This window comes from Pantoea piersonii, assembly GCF_003612015.1.
GTDB classification, from domain to species: domain Bacteria; phylum Pseudomonadota; class Gammaproteobacteria; order Enterobacterales; family Enterobacteriaceae; genus Pantoea; species Pantoea piersonii.
This window is the reverse complement of sequence record NZ_RARB01000001.1, coordinates 1093404-1113162: the sequence shown is the minus strand read 5'-3', so window position 1 is coordinate 1113162 and position 19759 is coordinate 1093404. Positions and strand designations below refer to the sequence as shown.

Genomic DNA, 19759 nt, shown 5'->3' with positions numbered 1-19759 from the left:
CAAGATATTCCCGCCAGATAAAAGAATTGCGGCGAAGCTCACATCTGTCGCCCTTACGCCTCTGTGATCTCTCTCACGAACATCTTTGCAAACCTGCCAGCGGCATAGCCGCGCTGGCAGTACGGGGAAGGTGGCGAACACGTAACGTTTTTACTCTGTCAGCATCATATCTAAGGAAGAACGGGCCATGAGTAAGCGAAATATCGTTGCGGTTGATTTGGGCGCATCCAGCGGACGTGTGATGCTCGCCCGGTGGGACGCCGCATCACAGCAAATCGATCTACGCGAGGTGCGTCGTTTCGCCAGTCTTCGCGAACGTCGGGGCGGCTATGACTGCTGGGACCTCGACCATCTTGAACGCGAGATCCGCGCCGGGCTGGCGCAGCTGGGCGATGAAGGCATCGTGCCGGACAGCATCGGCATCGACACCTGGGGCGTTGATATGGTGCTGCTGGATAAGGCGGGCAATCGGGTCGGCGAAGCGGTGAGCTATCGCGATAAACGCACCCACGGGCTGATGGAGCAGGCGCTGCGCGATCTGGGTAAAGAGGCTATTTATGGCCGCACCGGCATTCAGTTTCTGCCGTTTAACACGCTTTATCAGTTCCGCGCCCTGAGCCAGCAGCAGCCTGACTGGAAAGAGCAGGCCGCCCATGCGCTGATGATCCCCGACTATCTGCACTATCGCCTGACGGGCAAGCTCAACTGGGAATACACCAACGCCACCACCACGCAGCTGTTGAATATTGAAAGCGGCGAGTGGGACGCTGAGTTGCTCGACTGGGCGGGCGCGTCGCCTGAGTGGTTCGGTAAACCCACGTCGCCGGGCAATGTTATCGGTTACTGGCAGAACGCCAGTGGCGTCGACATTCCGGTCATCGCCGTTACGACACACGATACCGCCAGCGCGGTGCTTGCCACGCCGCTGACCCAGGAGAATGCGGCCTACCTCAGCTCCGGCACCTGGTCGCTGATGGGATTCGAAAGCCTGCTGCCTTACGCCAGCGCTGCCGCGCTCCAGGCTAACATTACCAACGAGGGCGGTGCAGAGGGCTATCGCGTTCTGAAAAACATTATGGGGCTCTGGCTGCTGCAGCGGGTCTGCGCCGAGCTGCAGATTGACGATCTTTGCGCGCTGATTGCGGAGACGCAAAAAGAGCCTGCCTGCCGCGCGCTGATCAATCCTAACGACGCGCGCTTTATCAATCCCGACAGCATGGTGAATGAAATTCAGAATGCCTGCGCCGAACAGCATATGGCGGTACCGCAGTCCGCCGCCGCGCTGGCGCGCTGTATTTTCGACAGCCTTGCGCTGCTCTACCGCGAAGTGCTTAACGAACTGGCCGGGCTGCGCGGCGTCGCGTTTCGTCAGCTGCATATTGTGGGCGGCGGCAGCCAGAATCAGTTTCTCAACCAGCTCTGCGCCGACGCCTGTGAAATACCGGTGCTGGCCGGACCGGTGGAAGCCTCGACGCTGGGCAATGTCGGCTGCCAGCTTATCGCATTAGGCGAGCTGGCCGACGTCGCGGATTTCCGCCGCTGCGTAGAAAACAACTTCCCTCTAAAGACATTTGAACCGCTGACCAACAGCGCCTTTCGTGCCTGCCAGGCACGCTTCTCGGCGCTGACTCAGCCTGCTAAGGAACTCGCATATGACAAAGCTGATTGAGCAAGCCTTTGAGCTGGCTAAACAACGTTATGCCGATATCGGCGTGGATGTCGATCAGGCAATGGCGCGACTGGATAGCGTTCCGGTCTCCATGCACTGCTGGCAAGGCGACGACGTACGCGGCTTCGAGAACCCGCAAGGCGCGCTGACCGGCGGCATTCAGGCGACCGGCAACTATCCAGGCAAAGCGCGCAACGCCGCTGAGCTGCGCGCCGATCTGGAAAAAGCGATGTCGCTGATTCCAGGACCTAAGCGTCTGAACCTGCACGCTATCTATCTGGAAAGCGATACGCCGGTAGAGCGCGATGCCATTGAGCCGAAGCATTACGCCGGCTGGGTGGAGTGGGCGAAACAGCAGCAGCTGGGGCTGGATTTTAACCCGAGCTGCTTCTCGCATCCGCTGAGCGCCGACGGGTTCACGCTCTCACACCCTGACAAGGCGATTCGTCAGTTCTGGATCGATCACTGTAAAGCGAGCCGTCGCGTCTCGGCTTATTTTGGCGAGCAGCTCGGTACGCCGTCGGTAATGAATATCTGGGTGCCGGACGGCATGAAGGATCTGACTGTCGATCGCCTTGCGCCGCGTCAGCGACTGCTGAGCGCGCTGGATGAGGTGATCGCCGACAAGCTCGATCCGCAGCACCATATCGATGCGGTAGAGAGCAAGTTGTTCGGCATTGGCGCGGAAAGCTATACCGTTGGTTCCAACGAGTTCTTTATGGGCTACGCCACCAGCCGTCAGACCGCGCTGACGCTGGATGCGGGCCATTTTCACCCGACTGAAGTGATCTCCGACAAGATCTCTACGGCCATGCTTTACGTGCCGCGCCTGCTGCTGCACGTCAGCCGCCCGGTGCGCTGGGACAGCGACCATGTGGTGCTGCTGGACGATGAAACCCAGGCGATCGCCAGCGAAATCGTGCGTCATCAGCTGTTCGACAAAGTGCATATTGGGCTCGACTTCTTCGACGCCTCTATTAACCGTATCGCCGCCTGGGTCATTGGCACGCGCAACACGAAAAAAGCGCTGCTGCGCGCGCTGCTGGAACCGACCGAGCGCCTGCGTCAGGCCGAAACGGCAGGGGATTACACCGCACGCCTCGCGCTGCTGGAAGAGCAGAAATCGCTGCCGTGGCAGGCGGTATGGGAGGCCTGGTGCCTGCGCCACGACGTGCCCGTCGATGCCAGCTGGTTAAGCAGTGTCCGCGATTATGAAAAACAAATTCTGAGCCAACGTTAAGGATTCACTATGCAAAGCATTCTTTCATCCTGGTTTGTTCAGGGAATGGTTAAAGCGACCAGCGATATGTGGCTGAAGGGCTGGGACGAACGTAATGGCGGCAACGTCTCGCTGCGCCTGCTTGAGGAAGAAACAGCGCCGTTCGCGGGCGACTTTTACGCGGAGCCGCGCTGCGTTGAGCTGACTAAACCGGCCCCTGAGCTGGCAAACTGCTGGTTCCTTGTCACCGGCTCCGGCAAATTTTTCCGCAATGTGCAGCTCGATCCAGCTGACTCTCTGGCGCTGTTAAAGGTTGATGAGAAAGGGCTGTCGTACAAGATCCACTGGGGACTGACTAACGGTGGGCTGCCTACCTCAGAGCTGGCGGCGCACTTCCAGTCACACAGCGTGCGTAAAGTGGTCTCCGGTGGCGTAGACCGCGTGATTATGCACTGCCACGCAACAAATTTTATGTCGCTGAGCTATGTGGTGGATCTCGATTCGGCACGCTTTACTCGTCTGTTATGGGAAGGCAGCACTGAGTGTCTGGTGGTGTTTCCTGACGGCGTCGGCATCCTGCCCTGGATGGTGCCGGGAACGGATGAAATTGGCCAGGCGACAGCCGATCAAATGGCGTCACACAGCATCGTGATGTGGCCCTTCCACGGCATTTTTGGCGCTGGGCCGACGCTGGATGAGACCTTCGGCTTGATCGATACGGCGGAGAAATCGTCTGAAGTGATCGTAAAAGTGCTGTCGATGGGCGGTATCCGGCAGAGCATCACAACCGAACAGCTGGTCGCGCTGGGCAAACGCTTCAACGTTAAGCCCTGGCAGGCCGCTCTTGACGCAGGACCCGCCAATGCTTCGTAAAGCCTTTGTCATGCAGGTGAATGCGGAGTGCCATCAAGAGTATGAGCGTCGCCATTCGCCCATCTGGCCGGAACTAGCGGAAACGCTGAAGGCGCACGGCGCGCACAACTACGCGATCTGGCTGGATGCCGAACGTAATCTGCTGTTCGCCAGCGTGGAAATCGAATCGGAGGAGCGCTGGAATGCCGTCGCGCAAACGGAGGTGTGTCAGCGCTGGTGGGCGTCGATGAAGGATTTGATGCCGAGCAACCCTGACAACAGCCCAGTCAGCCAGCCGTTAAAACCGGTCTTTTTTCTGGAATAAACGGTTGCAACACAGGGCGGGGATCTCCCGCCCTGATTACTTCATAGTGTAAAAATATTCAGTGCGTCTTCATGCACTGACCGGTCAGCGTTGGCCACATCGCCATCAGCGTATCGATAATATTATCGAGATCTGCCTGCGGCGCGCCTTCACGCGCCCGTACCGACATGCCTTGCACCATACAGGCAAGATAGCGGGCCAGAGAAAGCATATCGACCTGCGCCGGGATTTCGCCGCGCTGCTGGCGGGCGGCCAGAAAATCCAGCAGGGTCTGCTGCTGTGCGTCATGCTGCTGGCGCAGCATATGAGCAATCTCGCTCGATGACGAAGAGAGCGCGGTCGAGGTGCAGATAAAAAAGCAGCCTGACGGAGTCTCACAGTTAGTAAAGCAAGCCGCCGTAGCGCGGAACCAGCCCTCAATCGCTTCGGCAACGGATTTATTCTCATCCTGCAGCGCAGCATTGCGCCAGGCGCTAAAGCGCTCGATATAGCGTTCCATCGCGGCGCGGAACAGGCCTTCCTTATTCACGAACTCGGCGTAAAGCGTAGGCGCTTTTGCGCCAGTAGCGGCAACCAGATCAGAAAGGGAGGTGCCCTCATAGCCGTGAGTCCAGAACAGCGTCAGGGCTTTGTCCAGCGCAGCGTCCCGATCGAAGGTCCTTGGCCGACCACGACATTTTTTCTGTGCTTCATCATATTGCTGACTCATAGATCCTCACTTCTGTAAAAGGCTCTATTAAATTACCGATCATTAAGAAAATATGCAAGCCAGCCCGCCTTCTGACAAAAGCAGGTTGTCATTTTGTGCCTCGTCGAGTGCCTTTCCCCCTTATGGTTAAGTGTAAAAGGGCGACAAAGCCCATAATCACGCCACTTCCGCATTAAAATAACGATCGCTAAAAAAATATTGACGCAAGGTCGCTGCATGCACTACTATTTATTTAATGATCGTTAATTAATTTAACGACACCTTTTCAAACCCGAATATGAGAGCCGATATCATGAAAACTACTAAACTGACCCTGGCCGCTCTGGCCCTTACTACCCTGACTTTTGGTGCTTTCGCTGCTGAGCAGGTTGTCAGCGATCCTCTGCATCAGACGCCGGTAGGCACAATCTCCGCGCAGGGCGGTGCCAACCTTGATTCACTGGAAGCGCAGCTGAACGCGAAAGCGGATGCCGCAGGCGCGAAATCTTTCCGCATCACCTCTACCTCCGGTCAGAACAACCTGCACGGCACAGCGGTGATTTATCAGTAAGTGAATCGCGTTGGAGAGCAGGAGAGAGAAGATGAAAAGCGTGAAATATAGTCTACTGGCGGCGTTGCTTGGCGTGGTTTCATTTGCCAGCGCGGCGGCGCAACAGCCAGAAGCTGCGCCTTATTACCAGACCGAGGCCGTAGCGGTGAACGTCAGCGGCAGCAGCAGCCTGATTTCTCTGGAACAGCAGCTGTCGGGAAAGCAGGACACTGGCCGCGTAAAGTCTTTTCGCATCACTTCGACCTCTGGCGCGAGCAGGCTGTCTGGCACCGCCGCCAGCCTTAACTAAGACAGTAAAAAGGGGCTTCAGAAAACCATTCTGAAGCCCCTTTTTTTATCCGTTGCTGCGCAGCTGCGGATATCTGCGGAAGATAGCGATACACCAGAACAGCGCAACCAGTCCCAGCAGCCCGCCGATATTGCCGACGTCCGACATGCTCAGATGTTTGCTAACCTGATTGCCCAGCAGCGCGCCCGCGCCGATGCCGATATTATAGATGCCTGACATCAGCGACATCGCCACATCGGTCGCATCAGGCGCCAGCGACAGCACGCGCACCTGCATCGCCAGCCCGATCATCATCATCGCCATGCCCCACAGAACACAGAGCGTCGAAATCGCGGCCGGACGGACAGCGGCAAAAATCAGCAGCCCCATGCAGAGCGTAATGGTCGCAATCGCGCCGATCAGCAGCGCAGACGGGAATTTATTGCCCAGCGAGCTAAAGAGTACGCTGCCCAGAATGCCGGCAGAGCCAAACAGCAGCAGCAGCAGCGTAGTGAAGTTATTATCCGCGTCCGCAACAAACTGCATAAACGGCTCAATGTAGCTGTAGGCGGTATAGTGCGCGGTAACGACCAGCGTGACCAGCAGATACATGCTCACCAGCGCCGGTCGGCGAAACAGCATCGGCACGCTGCTCAGCGAGCCGGTGTGTTCGCTCGGCAGACGCGGCAGAACGCGCGCCAGCAGCACCATCAGCACCAGCGCCGAGACGCCAATCATGCCGAAGGTGGTGCGCCAGCCAAGATATTGACCCACTATGCGGCCGATCGGTACGCCCAGTACCATCGCCAGCGCGGTGCCGGTCGCCAGCATGCTTAACGCCTGCGTCTTTTTACCGGCTGGTGCGACGCGTATCGCCAGCGAGGCGGTGATCGACCAGAAGACCGCGTGCGCCAGCGCGATACCGATGCGCGATACCACCAGCGAGGTGAAACTCCACGCAAAGGTGGAAAGCACATGGCTGGCGATAAAGATCAGAAACAGTGCTGCCAGCAGTATGCGTCGCTCGATATTACGCGTCAGCAGCATCAGCGGCAGCGAAAGCAGCGCCACTACCCAGGCATAAATAGTGAGCATAATGCCCACGTCAGCGCTTTTCATGCTGAAGCTGGCGCCGATGTCTGAGAGCAGGCCAACAGGTACAAATTCAGTGGTATTAAACACAAAGGCGGCGATAGCCAGCAGCACCACGCGTAGCCAGGCCGTTTTACGAGATACAGTAGTTGATTGCATGAAAATAAAATTAGTCAGAACAACAGCAAACAGATGCGGCTTTCACATCCACGATAGTGACTTGCGTCACAAATTATCGACCATTGTGGAGGAATTGCACGGTAAGGGGAACGCTGAAAAGCAGTTTTATTCCTGAAAGTTTTTTATCGCCCGACCGGCGGGCGATAAAAAACGGTTATCAATGCGAAGATTTGCCTGGCATCATTCGCCTGAGCGTATTGTCCCGGAGAAAATAGTGATGGAACAGCGCGCCCAGGGCGTGCAGGCCGATAAGCCAGTATCCCAGCGGCGCCAGGGTTTCATGCCAGCCGATTAAGGTATCGGAAAGGTCGAAATTTGGTTCGCTCGCGACCGGCATGGAGATGCCGAACAGCCACCAGTCGCGCCCGCGCAGATAGCGCGACGTGATGCCCAGAATGGGCAGGGTAATAAACAGGGCGTAAATCAGCGTATGCACCAGATGCGCCAGGCCCGTTTGCCAGCGAGCGATGGGGGGCGTGATGGCTGGGGTGCGGTGGCGCGTGCGTAAAAACAGACGCGCCACCATCAGCAGCAGAACAGTAAAGCCCGCACTGAAGTGAGTAATAATCATCGCGTAGCCCTGCCAGGAGCCGCGCTGGGCAAAACCGCGTAGCTCGATAGTGGCGTAAGCCAGCGCGACCAGCAGGAAGGTCAGCCAGTGCAGGGTAATTTGTGAAGCGGCATATTTTTCGCGCATAGTCTGCTCATGCAACAGGAAGAAGCACTCTACCTTACTGGAAAAACATGCAAAATCTTAACAAACTGGCGCAACGGTGCCAGACCCGTGACTGACCTCTGCCGTCAGGCCAGCATAATCAGAGTCAGGCGATATGCTTTAGTGCCACGCTATTCTGACTCCTCAGGTTTTTTTTTACCGGCAGCGGACAACAGGCCTCGCAACCCAGCGCTCTGGGGTAATACTTGCGCGCCTGCTGGATAGCGGCATTCGCCGTGTAAAAAGTGCCGAGAAACAGGCGCGCTTCAAGCGGGGGAAGATACTGGCAGCCTGCGGCGTGCACCACATGGTTATCGTTATAGCCAGAAATTTTAGAAACGTAATAGTAATGGCCCACAGGGACATCCTCATTGCTGTGAATAAAAAAACATTTATTGTTGGAGTGAGAGGGATTATAGCGGGGATTAATGGCTTTTTTCTTTTTGGTACTAATTAGCAAACAGTCTGAAGGTTAACAGGCTAAAAAGGACGCAACTGCGTCCTTTTTGGTCATGGTTGTTACAGATGTTTTTGCTGCAGGCGCCAGCCTACCAGCAGAGCGAGAAGCAACAGCGCGGAGATAAAGAGAGTGATGCCTGCCCAGCCGTAGCTGTGCCAGAACACGCCGCCAAGCGTACCGGCTACGCTGGAACCGACATAGTAGCTGAAGAGATAGAGCGATGACGCCTGACCTTTGGCACGGCGCGCGCGCGGACCGATCCAGCCGCTGGCGACGGAGTGCGCGGCGAAGAAGCCAGCGGTAAAGAGCATCATGCCCAGAAAAATCCACCACACGGGGCTGAACGCGGTAAGCAACAGGCCCGTCAGCATCAGTGCCGTCGCGCCGAGCAGCACCGGACCGCGGCCCAGTTTCATCGTCAGCGCGCCCGCCTTAGGGGAGCTCCAGGATCCGGTCAGATAAACCACGGAGAGCAGGCCGACAATCGCCTGGCTGAGATGATAGGGCGCGCCGAGCAGACGATAGCCGATATAGTTGAACAGCGTGACGAAGGCGCCCATCAGCAGAAAGCCTTCGGCGAACAGCAGCGGCAGGCCCGCATCGCGCCAGTGCAGCCGAAAATTAATCATCAGGCTGCGCGGCTTCAGCGACGCCGGTCGAAAATGACGAGAAGCGGGCAGAATGCGCCAGAACATCAGCGCCGAGGCGAGAGCGCAGCAGCCAATGGCTGCAATGGCGATGCGCCATGAAAAGAAGTCGGTCAGCACGCCGCTCAGCAGTCGGCCGCTCATGCCGCCGATAGAGTTGCCGCTGATATAAAGTCCCATGGAGAAAGCAATAACGCTCGGGTGGATCTCCTCGCTCAGATAGGTCATGCCGACGGCGGCTACGCCGCTGAGGGAGAGCCCCGTCAGCGCACGCATCAGCAAAATACCGTGCCAGCTGTTCATGGTGGCGGAAACCAGAGTGCAGAGCGCGGCCAGCATCAGCGCCGTTACCATCACGTTCTTGCGCCCGATCGCGTCAGAAAGCGGACCTGTCACCAGCAAACCTAACGCCATCAGCCCGGTTGCGATAGAGAGCGAAATGCTGCTTTCAGCGGGCGAAACGCCAAACTGCGCCGACAGCACCGGTAAAATAGGCTGCACGCAGTAAAGCAGCGCAAAGGTCGCCAGACCAGCGGAGAAAAGCGCCAGGGTCACGCGCATAAACTGCGGCGTGCCGCGTTTAATCCATACGGACGATGAAGCCGGTGAAACCGCGGCAGAGTCGGCTAACTCATTATCGTCAAGGGTGACCGCCTGAGAAGAGCGACGCACGTTAATTCCTCACAAGAAAGCAATAGGCTTACTCTAGGAAAGCGCCAATAGGTTGTCTAATATATTAATAATCTCAACTGATACGTTTAAAATATGAATATTGAACTGCGCCATCTGCGTTATTTTCTGGCGGTTGCGGAAGAACTTCACTTTGGCCGCGCGGCACAGCGGCTAAACATCTCTCAGCCTCCGCTCAGCCAGCAAATTATGCAGCTGGAGCAGGAGATAGCAGCAAAGCTGTTTATCCGCACCAACCGCAGCGTGCAGCTTACGCCGGCGGGTCAGCAGTTTCTCAGCGATGCGCGCGCGATTTTACAACAGGTAGAGCAGGCCGTCGGGCGCGCGGCGCGGCTTGAGCGCGGCGAAGAGGGCGAGCTGCGCATCGGTTTCACCTCTTCCGCGCCCTTTACCGGCCTGGTCTCGGACGCGCTCTATCAGTTTCGTCAGCGCTGGCCGCAGGTGCATATTCAGATGCAGGAGATTAATACGCGCCAGCAGCTCGTCCCGCTGCATGAGGGCCAGCTCGATCTGGGCGTTATGCGCAATACCCTGTTGCCGCCCGATTTACGGCATCAGCTGCTGCTGCGCGAGCCGCTGCGCGCGGTGGTGCACTGGGCGCATCCGCTGGCGGATGCGGAGTCGATCTCTATCAGCGAGCTGGCGAACGAACCTTTTGTCTTCTTCGACCCGCAGGGCGGCACGGCGCTGCACGGTGAAATTCTCAGCCTGCTGCATCGCTACCATATCAAGCCCTACATTATGCAGGAGGTCGGCGAAGCGATGACCATCCTCGGTCTGGTGGCGACCGGTCTCGGCGTGTCGATTTTGCCCGCCTCGTTCGCGCGCGCGCGTCTGGCCGATGTGGTCTGGCTGCCGCTCAGGGAAGAAGATGCGCTGTCGGAGGTATGGCTGGTTTGGTCCTGCGAGCGCGAACCCTCGATGCAGATGCGCAATATGATGCAGCTTTTGTCGCCAGCAGGCGAAAATTAAGGACCAGACCTTAACCAAAGCCCGGTTTTTATGTGCTGCAAATCACATTTCAAATCAAATATTTGACGCTCAACCGCAATCTGCCTCACCATAGTCGCTGTTTATTTAGAAGCGCGAAAATAACCGGGAGCAGGGCGTGAAGCTGGAGAGTCAGCCTGGGCATATTGACCAGATTAAACAGACTAATGCAGGCGTTGTTTATCGCCTGATCGATCTCTACGGTCCGATTTCGCGTATCGAACTTTCCAGACTGGCGCAGCTGGCACCCGCCAGTATCACCAAAATCGTGCGCGAAATGCTCGATGCTCATCTGGTGCAGGAAACGGAGTTTCAGGAGCCAGGGTCGCGCGGACGGCCGGCGATTGGCCTGATTCTGGACACGCTGGCCTGGCACTATCTTGCGGTGCGTTTGCATCATGGTGCGTTGACCCTGACGCTGCGCGATCTCAGCAGCCGCGCGCTGGTAGAGGAGACGTCGCCGCTGCCTGACGAAGCGCAGCAGCCGCTGCTGACGTCGCTGATTGATCGTGTTGACGCTTTTTTTATGCGCCATCAGCGCAAGCTGGAACGGCTGACGGCGATCGCTATTACCTTGCCCGGTCTGATCAACGCCGCCTCGGGCGTAGTGCATCGCCTGCCGGGTTATCAGGTGCAGGACATGCCGCTGGGCGATACGCTGGCGCAGCGCACCGGGGTGCCGGTTTTCGTGCAGCACGACATTTCCGCCTGGACGCTGGCGGAGTCGCTGTTCGGCGCGTCGCGCGGCGCGCAGGATGTGATTCAGATTGTGATTGACGACACCGTCGGCGCAGGCGTAATCAGCGGCGGTCAGCTGCTGCATAAAAGCGGCCGCGCGCTGGTGGAGATTGGGCATACGCAGATCGACCCTTATGGCCAACAGTGTTATTGCGGCAATCACGGCTGTCTGGAGACGGTCGCCAGCACCGGGAGCCTGCTGGCGCTGGCGGCGCAGCGCCTGGCGACGCAGCCGGACAGCGTACTGCATCAGCAGCCTTTAACGCTGGAGTCGCTCTGTCTGGCGGCCCGTCAGGGCGATCGGCTGGCACGCGACGCCATCGCAGGCGTCGGACATCATGTCGGCCGGATGCTGGCAATGATGGTCAATATCTTCAACCCGCAACATATTCTGATCGGCTCGCCGCTTAATCAGGCTGCCGAGGTGCTGTTTCCCGCCGTAAGCAGCACCATCCGCCAGCAGGCACTGCCCGCCTACAGCGAGTCAATTCAGCTCGCGCCGACCGAATTCCACGAACCTGGCACCCTTGGCGCCGCGGCGCTGATCAAAGACGCGCTCTACAGCGGCTACCTGTTAGTGAAATTGTTGCAAGGTTAAGCGCGACTGAACTTTGCGCTAACGCAAGCTGCCCGCCATCCGCATTCCCTACAATGCGTTTTGCTTTTTTGTAAAACAAAACCGTTAAGTTGAGGAGGAGTGGGGTGAAAAATCTGTTCATTACCGGCACTGACACCGCTGTAGGGAAGACCGTTGTTTCACGCGCGCTTCTGCAGTATTTCGCACGCGCTGGCCTGAGCGCAGTCGGTTTCAAGCCGGTTGCGAGAAACGCCGTGCGGAGCGCAGAGGGCCTGCGCAGTAAAGATGCGCTGGTTTTGCAGAGCAGCTCGACGCTAACCCTGCCTTACGACGCGATTAATCCGCTGATTTACGAAGAGGATGAGGTCTGCATCCGTCCGCGTGAGCCCGTTGACTATTCGTTGCTGAGCCAGCGTTTGCAGCGTCTGCAGCAGCAGGCCGACTGCGTTGTGATTGAGGGCACTGGCGGCTGGCGCAGCCTGATGAATGATGCGAAGCCGCTCTCCGGCTGGGTGGAGCAGCATCATATCCCGGTGGTGCTGGTGGTCGGCATCAAACAGGGCTGCCTCAGCCATGCGCTGTTGACCGCCGAGGCGATAACGCGCGACGGCCTGCCGCTGGCGGGCTGGGTCGCGAATCGCATCAATCCCGGACTGGCGCACTATGCCGAACTGATTGACGTGCTCAGCGACAGCATTGACGCGCCGCTGCTGGGGGAGTTGCCCTATTTGCCGCGTGCCGAACAGCGCGATTTAGCGGGCTATCTCGATCTCTCCTCGCTGGGGAAGGTCGCCTTGCCCGATTCAAGTGCAAAGATCGCCTGATGGTGAAACATTCTCTTCAACAATCGCTGTGGCTGAACCGATAGTTTCAGGGTTTGGCGCAGCGTTTCTCTTTTTTAATCCTATTCAGTTCAATAAATTAGCTTTCTGTCCCGTAATGCGCTCTGCGGATGGCGTGATTAATGCATTAACAGCGTTAATCACAGAGGAGTCGGAGCATCATTATGTCGCATACAGAAGAGAAAGCATTGCTGTACGGACTGGACGAACGCATTCGTCCTGCGCCCGCTTTTTTCGCCGCGCTGCAACATCTGCTGGCCAGCGTCGTGGGCGTTATCACGCCGCCGCTGATTATTAGCTCGGTGCTGGGGCTGCAGGCTTATCTCCCTTATCTGATCAGTATGTCGCTGCTGGTTTCCGGCATCGGCACGTTTCTTCAGGCGCGGCGCGTGGCGGGTATAGGCGCGGGCATGATCTGCCTGCAGGGCACCAGCTTCGCCTTTCTTGGCGTTATCCTGTCGGGCGGTATGATTGTCAAAAACCGCGGCGGCTCGCCGGAGGAGATCATGGCGATGATCTTTGGCTGCACGCTGGTCGCCGCGCTGATCCCGTTGCTGATTAGCCGCTGCGTCTCTCAGCTGCGCCGCGTTCTGACGCCGGTGGTGACCGGAACGGTGATTACGCTGATCGGCATCAGCCTGATTAAGGTGAGCATCACCGACTGGGCGGGCGGGCACCACGCCGCAAATTTCGGCGCGCCCGGTAATCTGGCGCTCGGCGGCCTGACGCTGCTGGTGATTATTACGCTGAACCGGATGCGTAACCGCTGGGCGCGGCTGATTGCGGTGCTCGCCGGGATCGTCGTTGGCTGCCTCGCCGCGGCGCTGAGCGGCAAGCTGGTGCTGACGCCGCAGCCTGAAACAGGCTGGCTGGCGCTGCCTGGCTTTTTCCGTTTCGGTTTCGCCTTTGACTGGGCGATTTTCTTGCCGATTGCGCTGGTAGCGGTGATCGCCGTTATTGAGGCGGCAGGCGACCTTACCGCTAACTGTATGCTGTCGCAGCAGCCGATCGTCGGCCCGCAGTTTCAGCGTCGGCTACAGGGCGCGCTCTGCGCCGATGGCGTCAGCTGTATGCTGGCGGCGATGTTTTCCGCGTTTCCCAATACCACCTTTGCGCAGAATAACGGGGTCATTCAGATGACCGGCGTAGCGAGCCGCTATGTCGGCATGGTGATGGGCGTGATGCTGGCGCTGCTGGGGCTGTTTCCCGCCTTCGGCGCGCTGATGCAGCAGATACCGCCGCCGGTACTGGGCGGCGCGACGCTGGTGATGTTCGGCAGCGTAGTGGCCGCCGGGATCCGCGTGTTGACGCAAACCCCGCTGGGCCGTCGGGAAATGTTGATTGTGGCGGTGTCGTTTGGACTGGGGCTGGGCGTCGAAGCGGTGCCGGAGGCGTTGAAACAGCTGCCGCCGCTGGTCAGCCAGCTTTTTGGCCATGCGGTGACCACCGGCGGCGTGCTGGCGATCCTGCTCAATGTGGTGTTGCCCAGTGAGCAGCGCGCTGTGGTGCTACCGCAGGGCGAAACGGCGGGCGGGCAGTAAAACCAGCGCTGGCACTCCTTAAAGACGCCGATGGCTTACAGAGCGGCCAGACGCCTCATCCCTGAGGCGTGCTCCCGGCGTGTTATCCCAGGCGCAGGACTTTTTGCGCTTCGGGGCGTACTGCCTGTTTTCGGCTGAGCGCTGCCCGGTCGCTTAAGGATTAAGGCGGCGGCGCGTGCGGCCTGAACTCAGGTAGTCGGCAATATAGTCCTGAGAGATTTCGCCGCTGTAGCGACCCTCTTCATCAACGATCGGCATCCAGACGGTATTGTGCTCATAGAGTTTAGAGAGCACCACGCGCAGATTCTCCTCCGCCTTAGCGGTCACCCGGAAGGTATGCAGTAGTTCTTCGCAATAACCGCTGGCGTTGCGCGCTTCGCGGCGTTTTACAAAGCCGAGCGGTTTGCCATCGTTATCAACCACCGTGACCGAACGCATATCGTTTTCATCCATCAGGGCGAAAGCGTCCGCCAGTGGCGTCGCGCGCTTAACGGTAATGGTTGTCTGCTGATCGGTCACGTCGCCTGCCTGTACCAGCAGCAGACGCTTCAGCGTGCGATCCTGACCGACAAAAGAGCCGACAAACTCATTTTTCGGGCTGGCCAGCAGCTCATCGGGGCTGGCGCACTGCACGATTTTGCCCTGGCCAAACACGGCGATGCGGTCGCCCAGCTTCAGCGCTTCGTCAATATCGTGGCTCACCAGCATCACGGTTTTCTTCAACTGACGCTGCATATCGAGAAACTCGTTCTGGATCACCTCGCGGTTAATCGGGTCGACGGCGCCGAAGGGTTCATCCATCAGCAGTACGGGCGGATCCGCCGCCAGCGCGCGGATCACGCCAATGCGCTGCTGCTGGCCGCCCGACATTTCGCGCGGATAGCGGTGGAGGAATTTAGTAGGGTCGAGCGCCACCATGCTCATCAGTTCGGTGGCGCGATCGCGGCAGCGTTTTTTATCCCAGCCCAGCATGCGCGGTACAACGGTAATGTTCTCCTCGATAGTCATATTGGGGAACAGGCCGATCTGCTGGATGACATAGCCGATGTTGCGGCGCAGCGTAACGGTATCCTGGGTACTGGTATCTTCGCCGTTAATCAGAATCTTGCCGCTGGTGCTGGGAATAAGGCGATTAATCATCTTCAGGGTTGTGGTCTTGCCGCAGCCTGAAGGGCCGAGCAGCACGCACATTTCGCCCTGCGGCACATGCAGGCTGACATTATCGACGGCGGTGACGCTGGTGCCGTTTTTCTGGGTAAAGGTTTTCGTCAGGTTTTCCAGTTTTATCATTATCGAATCCCCTTAGGAGTCAGCGCCGACTGCAGACGCTGCAGCAGCCAGTCGAGAATAATAGCCAGCAGGCAGATCATCAGCGCGCCGGCAATGAGCATACGAATATCGCTGCCGCTGATGCCGTCCAGCAGCAACAGACCAAGGCCGCCCGCGCCGATTACCGCCGCAATCGCCATCACGCCGACGTTCATCACCACGGCGGTACGGATACCGCCGAAGATCACCGGCAGCGCCATGGGGATTTCCACCCAGCGCAGTCGCTGCCAGAAGGTCATGCCGATGCCGCGGCCCGCCTCGCGCAGGCCGTCAGGCAGGTTTTCCAGCGCAGTATGGGTGTTGCGTACAATCGGCAGCAGCGAATAGAGAAAGACCGCGGTAATAGCGGGCAGCGCGCCGATGCCCTGACCGATCATCGAAAACAGCGGGATCATCAGGCCGAACAACGCGATGGTGGGAATGGTGAGCACGACGGTGGCGATGCCCAGCACCGGTGCGGCCAGCCATCTGACGCGCACGATAAGAATGCCCAGCGGCACGCCTGCGATGATGGCGCAGCCCACCGCCACCAGCACCAGCCAGGTATGTTGCCAGGTCAGAGCCAGCAAGCTGCTCCAGTTGTTTATGATGTAATGTAGGGTATCCATATGACCGCCTTACAGCATGTTTTTGGCTGTGAGAAAATCGCGCGCAACCTGCTCGGGCGACTGATGATCGATATCGACGCGCTTATTCAGCTCGGAAATCGCATCGCTGGTAATCAACGGCGAGAGCTGGTTTAGCGCCTCTGCCAGGCCTGGATGGCTGTCGAGCACATCCTGACGCACTACCGGCGTGACGTTGTAACTGGGGAAGAAGTGCTTGTCATCCTCCAGCACTTTCAGATCGAAGCCTTTCACCCGGCCGTCGGTGGTGTAGATCAGGCCCGCGTCGACGAATCCGTCGCGTACCGCGTTATAGACCAGGCCTGGGTCCATCTGACGGATCTGCGGCCGGTCCAGCGCCAGGTTATAGGCGGCCTGCAGCGGTTTCATGCCGTCAGAGCGACCAGAAAACTCCAGATCCAGCCCGAGCCGCCAGTTATGGTCGGGATCGCGCTGGCGAATCTGTTCGATTTTCGTCACCAGCTGCGACATAGTGCTGATGCCTTCTTTCTCGGCCCGTTCGCGCTTCATCGCAAAGGCATAGGTATTATTCATCGGCGCCGGATTAAGCCAGACCAGGCCCAGCTTGCCGTCGAGGGATTTTACCGTCTGGTACGCTTCTTCAGAGGAGAGCGGCCTTTTGATGTGATTAAAGATAATGAGCGAGGTGCCGGTATACTCCCAGGTCATATCTATCTGCTTATTCAACATCGCGTTGCGGCTGATGGTGGTCGCGATATTGCGTTTAGGAATGACCTCAAATCCCTTTTTCTGCAGCCACAATACGGTCATGGCGGAAAGAATATGCTGCTCGGTAAAGCTTTTGGTCGCCATCACCAGCGGCGCTGCGGCATGAACCGCCTGGCTGAATGCCAGCGTAGCGGCGAGGGTCACAGCGGTGCGTCTGAGCCAGCGCGTCAGCATTGTCATAACGTCTCCTGTGATTAAGCCGTGTGTGGGCTGAGGTAGCGTCCCAGCGCCGCCAGCAGCATATCGAGCACCAGCGCGAACAGCGCCGTGGCGACCGCGCCGAGGATCAGCGTCGGGAAATCGTTAAGGTAGATGCCGGGAAAAATCAGTTCGCCGTAGCTGCTGGCGCCAATTAAGAAGGCCAGCGGTGCGGTACCGACGTTAATGGCGGTCGCGATACGGATGCCCGCCAGCATCACCGGCCAGGCGTTAGGAAGTTCAACCTGGCGCAGGCGCTGGAGCCGGGTCATGCCGATGCCGTTAGCGGCCTCAATCAGAGAAGGCGGCACCGCGCTTAGCCCGGAAAAGGTATTGCGCACAATCGGCAGCAGCGAGGCGAGGAACAGGGCGAAAAGCGCCGGTTTATCGCCGATGCCGATAACGACCATCGCCAGCGCCAGTACCGCCAGCGGCGGCAACGTATTACCGACGTTAAAAATCTGCATCACATATTCAGCCCAGCGGCGCGCAAAGGGGCGGCTCAGCACTATACCGCTGGGAATACCGACCAGCAGCGCAAACAGCATCGACCAGAACACCAGATAGAGATGCTGCTGACCCAGATAGATCAGATCAACCCTGCGCGCGCGCAGCGTATCCAGACCCAGGCCCCAGACCAGCAGCGCCAGCACACAAACAATAGCCAGCAGCGCGAGTCCGGCGCGTCTGACCAGCGAACCATTTTGCATGGGGTATTTCTCCCTGTTGTTTGTTATCCCGGGCGGTTAAAACGTAGCCCGATTATTATGTATGGCTAAAAAGCTATTAAGCCTATAGCAGCGTAAAAAAGGGGGCGCCACTTTTTATGGGAAAAATCAGACAGATAGAACCCCCCAAAACAGCGGATGGGGCCGCATGGCATCTGGTTTCAGCAGGTGATTAATCATTTTCATCGCCATATTGTGACACTGTCACAAGGAGAGCGCACGCCTGGCACAGCAGCGGCGCGAATTTAGGCTAGCCTTGCTGAATAACAAAGGGAGATGTATGACTGAGAGCGCACACCTGCAGGTCAGCCACCGCGGCTGGATCCTGTTCGCCTGTATGCTGGCAATGTTTATGGCCGCGATTGAGGTGACTATCGTCGCGACGGCAATGCCGACCATTATTGCCGATCTGGGCGGCTTTTCGCAGTTTGGTTGGGTTTTCTCTGTCTATCTGCTCACCCAGGCGGTGAGCGTGCCGCTCTATGGCAGACTGGCGGATATGTGGGGACGGCGCAGAATGTTCTTTATCGGCACCTCGCTGTTTCTGGTCGGCTCGGTGCTGTGCGGCTTCGCCCACAGCATGCTGTGGCTGATCCTGTTTCGCGCTTTCCAGGGGTTAGGCGCAGGCGCGATTATGCCGCTCAGCTCAACCATCGTGGCGGATATCTATTCGCCGCGCGAGCGCGCCAGCGTGCAGGGCTGGCTCTCCAGCGTATGGGGCGTAGCGGCGATCGTCGGTCCGCTAACCGGCGCCTGGCTGGTGGAGCACTTCAGCTGGTCGCTGATCTTCTGGGTCAATCTGCCGATAGGGCTTATCAGCATGGCGATGCTGGCGCGCTTTCTGCCTGCGCACTGCATCGAAGAAAAGCCGCAGCCGCTTAACGTGGCGGGTAGCGTCTGGCTGATGGTGAGCGTCAGCGCGCTGCTGATGGCGCTGCTGCAGGCGGAGTGGCTCGGCTACTGGCTGATCGCTTTTCTGCTGCTGGCGCTGTTCGCCGGCTGGCAGCTTAAAAAGCATGAGCTGCGGGCTGATGCGCCGCTGTTTCCGCTGGAGATATGGCGTAGCCGTCTGGTTATCGCCGGGAATATCGGGAATCTGATTATTGGTGCGGCAATGATGGGGATCAGCGCCTTTTTGCCGACCTGGATTCAGGGCATTACCGGCGGCACGCCGTTGCAGGCGGGCAGCGCGCTGGCCATGATGTCGATCGGCTGGCCGCTCGCCAGCACGCTCAGCGGGCGGCTGATGCTGCGCACCTCTTATCGTTTTACTGCCCAGCTCGGCGCGCTGCTGCTGGTCGCGGGCAGCGCCTTGCTGCTGCTGTTGCGCGCTGACAGCTCTCTGTTTCAGGCAGGTGCCACCGCTTTTGTTATCGGTACCGGCATGGGGATGACCAGCACCACTTTTCTGGTGTCGGTGCAAAACCATGCGCACTACGATATTCGCGGCATTTGCACTGCGTCGATTATGTTCAGCCGCATGATGGGATCGGCTGTCGGCACCGCGCTGATGGGCGCCGTCCTGAACCTCAACCTGTCGCAGCGACTGCCGCACGCCCAGGATCCTGTGCAGCAGATTATGTCTGCGCCAACGCGCGAGGCGCTTTCCAGCGAGACGCTGCACCATATGGTGCTGGCGATTGCCGCCTCGCTGCACTGGGTGTTTATTGTGGCACTGGTGATTGCGCTGTTTGCGCTGGGCGTAGCCTGGATGATGCCGCGACAGCGGCCGGAACATGCGGAATAGAAAAGGGCGACTGCGTCGCCCTTCATGTTTACTGAGCAGGCGCGTCCTGCGAGCTGCCCGCGCTGTCGGGCACGCTGCCCTCGTCGCTGCGTCCCACGCGCTTATAAACAATTTTCTGTGTGTCGTTTTCGCAATGGCCCACCACCTGGCCGCCCGCCTGGTCAACCTGATCGTTAGGCACGATATCCAGCGAGAAACCCGATTCCGGGACGCCGTTCTGGATAATTTTGTGGCTGATATCCGCCTTGACGGATTCACAGGAGGCGTGTGCCAGCATCGGCAGCGCCAGTAAAGTTGCGATTAACATTCCGGTCTGTTTCTTCATCATCTTCTCCTTT

21 protein-coding genes are annotated in these 19759 nt (G+C 58.3%); 11 read left to right on the top strand and 10 right to left on the bottom strand.

What is annotated here, in order from left to right; genetic code table 11:
• Positions 1 to 187: 187 nt before the first annotated feature.
• Genes rhaB through rhaM form a run of 4 tightly spaced genes read left to right on the top strand, consistent with a single transcriptional unit; the run spans position 188 to position 4065 of the window.
• Positions 188 to 1669 (top strand): rhamnulokinase, encoded by a 1482-nt coding sequence (gene rhaB / locus D7S44_RS05360; protein ID WP_120452672.1) that lies wholly within the window; start codon positions 188 to 190, stop codon positions 1667 to 1669.
• Complete coding sequence (locus D7S44_RS05355; RefSeq protein WP_120452671.1) at positions 1653 to 2909, top strand: L-rhamnose isomerase; 1257 nt, start codon at positions 1653 to 1655, stop codon at positions 2907 to 2909. The genes rhaB and D7S44_RS05355 overlap by 17 nt, the downstream gene beginning before the upstream one ends.
• 9 nt (positions 2910 to 2918) lie before the next feature.
• Positions 2919 to 3761 (top strand): rhamnulose-1-phosphate aldolase, encoded by an 843-nt coding sequence (gene rhaD, locus D7S44_RS05350; protein ID WP_120452670.1) that lies wholly within the window; start codon positions 2919 to 2921, stop codon positions 3759 to 3761.
• Positions 3751 to 4065, top strand: coding sequence for an L-rhamnose mutarotase (gene rhaM, locus D7S44_RS05345; RefSeq protein ID WP_120452669.1), 315 nt, complete (start codon positions 3751 to 3753; stop codon positions 4063 to 4065). Before rhaD ends, rhaM begins: the two co-directional genes overlap by 11 nt.
• Before the next feature lie 58 nt (positions 4066 to 4123).
• Here rhaM and D7S44_RS05340 read toward each other — a convergent pair whose 3' ends face one another.
• Positions 4124 to 4774: a TetR/AcrR family transcriptional regulator gene (locus D7S44_RS05340; protein ID WP_120452668.1), complete on the bottom strand. Its 651-nt coding sequence runs from the start codon at positions 4772 to 4774 to the stop codon at positions 4124 to 4126.
• Positions 4775 to 5066: 292 nt separating this feature from the next.
• Between D7S44_RS05340 and bhsA the strand changes: the two genes are divergently transcribed.
• Both bhsA and D7S44_RS05330 read left to right on the top strand, forming a co-directional pair.
• Complete coding sequence (gene bhsA / locus D7S44_RS05335) at positions 5067 to 5324, top strand: multiple stress resistance protein BhsA (protein ID WP_120452666.1); 258 nt, start codon at positions 5067 to 5069, stop codon at positions 5322 to 5324.
• A 31-nt stretch (positions 5325 to 5355) separates the two neighbouring features.
• Positions 5356 to 5613 (top strand): hypothetical protein, encoded by a 258-nt coding sequence (locus D7S44_RS05330; protein ID WP_120452664.1) that lies wholly within the window; start codon positions 5356 to 5358, stop codon positions 5611 to 5613.
• A 45-nt stretch (positions 5614 to 5658) separates the two neighbouring features.
• Here D7S44_RS05330 and D7S44_RS05325 read toward each other — a convergent pair whose 3' ends face one another.
• From D7S44_RS05325 to D7S44_RS05310, 4 genes are all read right to left on the bottom strand, one after another.
• The gene (locus D7S44_RS05325) at positions 5659 to 6843 is read right to left on the bottom strand and encodes a sugar transporter (RefSeq protein WP_120452663.1); all 1185 of its coding nucleotides are present in this window, start codon (positions 6841 to 6843) and stop codon (positions 5659 to 5661) included.
• 178 nt (positions 6844 to 7021) lie between these two features.
• A complete protein-coding gene (gene cybB, locus D7S44_RS05320) occupies positions 7022 to 7561 on the bottom strand; it encodes a cytochrome b561 (protein WP_120452661.1) in 540 nt (179 codons plus the stop codon).
• Positions 7562 to 7685: 124 nt separating this feature from the next.
• Positions 7686 to 7937: a hypothetical protein gene (locus D7S44_RS05315; protein WP_120452659.1), complete on the bottom strand. Its 252-nt coding sequence runs from the start codon at positions 7935 to 7937 to the stop codon at positions 7686 to 7688.
• Between the two features lie 161 nt (positions 7938 to 8098).
• Positions 8099 to 9358: an MFS transporter gene (locus D7S44_RS05310; protein WP_120452657.1), complete on the bottom strand. Its 1260-nt coding sequence runs from the start codon at positions 9356 to 9358 to the stop codon at positions 8099 to 8101.
• Positions 9359 to 9451: 93 nt separating this feature from the next.
• Between D7S44_RS05310 and D7S44_RS05305 the strand changes: the two genes are divergently transcribed.
• From D7S44_RS05305 to D7S44_RS05290, 4 genes are all read left to right on the top strand, one after another.
• Complete coding sequence (locus D7S44_RS05305; RefSeq protein WP_120452655.1) at positions 9452 to 10348, top strand: LysR family transcriptional regulator; 897 nt, start codon at positions 9452 to 9454, stop codon at positions 10346 to 10348.
• Between the two features lie 136 nt (positions 10349 to 10484).
• Entirely contained in the window at positions 10485 to 11702 is a 1218-nt protein-coding gene (gene mlc, locus D7S44_RS05300; RefSeq protein WP_120452653.1) for a sugar metabolism global transcriptional regulator Mlc, read from the top strand.
• 104 nt (positions 11703 to 11806) lie between these two features.
• Positions 11807 to 12505, top strand: a complete 699-nt coding sequence (gene bioD / locus D7S44_RS05295; RefSeq protein WP_120452651.1) for a dethiobiotin synthase — start codon at positions 11807 to 11809, stop codon at positions 12503 to 12505.
• A 182-nt stretch (positions 12506 to 12687) separates the two neighbouring features.
• On the top strand, positions 12688 to 14064 hold the full coding sequence (locus D7S44_RS05290; RefSeq protein ID WP_120452649.1) for a nucleobase:cation symporter-2 family protein: 1377 nt from the start codon (positions 12688 to 12690) through the stop codon (positions 14062 to 14064).
• A 153-nt stretch (positions 14065 to 14217) separates the two neighbouring features.
• On the opposite strand, the gene osmV is transcribed toward D7S44_RS05290, so the two are convergent.
• From osmV to osmY, 4 genes are read right to left on the bottom strand one after another with little or no spacing between them, the layout of a single operon-like run.
• On the bottom strand, positions 14218 to 15354 hold the full coding sequence (gene osmV, locus D7S44_RS05285; RefSeq protein WP_120452647.1) for an osmoprotectant ABC transporter ATP-binding protein OsmV: 1137 nt from the start codon (positions 15352 to 15354) through the stop codon (positions 14218 to 14220).
• A complete protein-coding gene (gene osmW / locus D7S44_RS05280) occupies positions 15354 to 16001 on the bottom strand; it encodes an osmoprotectant ABC transporter permease OsmW (protein ID WP_120452645.1) in 648 nt (215 codons plus the stop codon). The genes osmV and osmW overlap by 1 nt, the downstream gene beginning before the upstream one ends.
• Positions 16002 to 16010: 9 nt before the next feature.
• Entirely contained in the window at positions 16011 to 16922 is a 912-nt protein-coding gene (locus D7S44_RS05275) for a glycine betaine ABC transporter substrate-binding protein (RefSeq protein WP_120452898.1), read from the bottom strand.
• A 20-nt stretch (positions 16923 to 16942) separates the two neighbouring features.
• A complete protein-coding gene (gene osmY / locus D7S44_RS05270; RefSeq protein WP_120452643.1) occupies positions 16943 to 17656 on the bottom strand; it encodes an osmoprotectant ABC transporter permease OsmY in 714 nt (237 codons plus the stop codon).
• 298 nt (positions 17657 to 17954) lie between these two features.
• Here osmY and D7S44_RS05265 point away from each other — a divergent pair, with 298 nt between their 5' ends.
• A complete protein-coding gene (locus D7S44_RS05265; RefSeq protein ID WP_120452641.1) occupies positions 17955 to 19421 on the top strand; it encodes an MDR family MFS transporter in 1467 nt (488 codons plus the stop codon).
• A 28-nt stretch (positions 19422 to 19449) separates the two neighbouring features.
• Here D7S44_RS05265 and D7S44_RS05260 read toward each other — a convergent pair whose 3' ends face one another.
• Positions 19450 to 19746, bottom strand: coding sequence for a DUF1161 domain-containing protein (locus tag D7S44_RS05260; protein ID WP_120452640.1), 297 nt, complete (start codon positions 19744 to 19746; stop codon positions 19450 to 19452).
• Positions 19747 to 19759 lie beyond the last annotated feature (13 nt).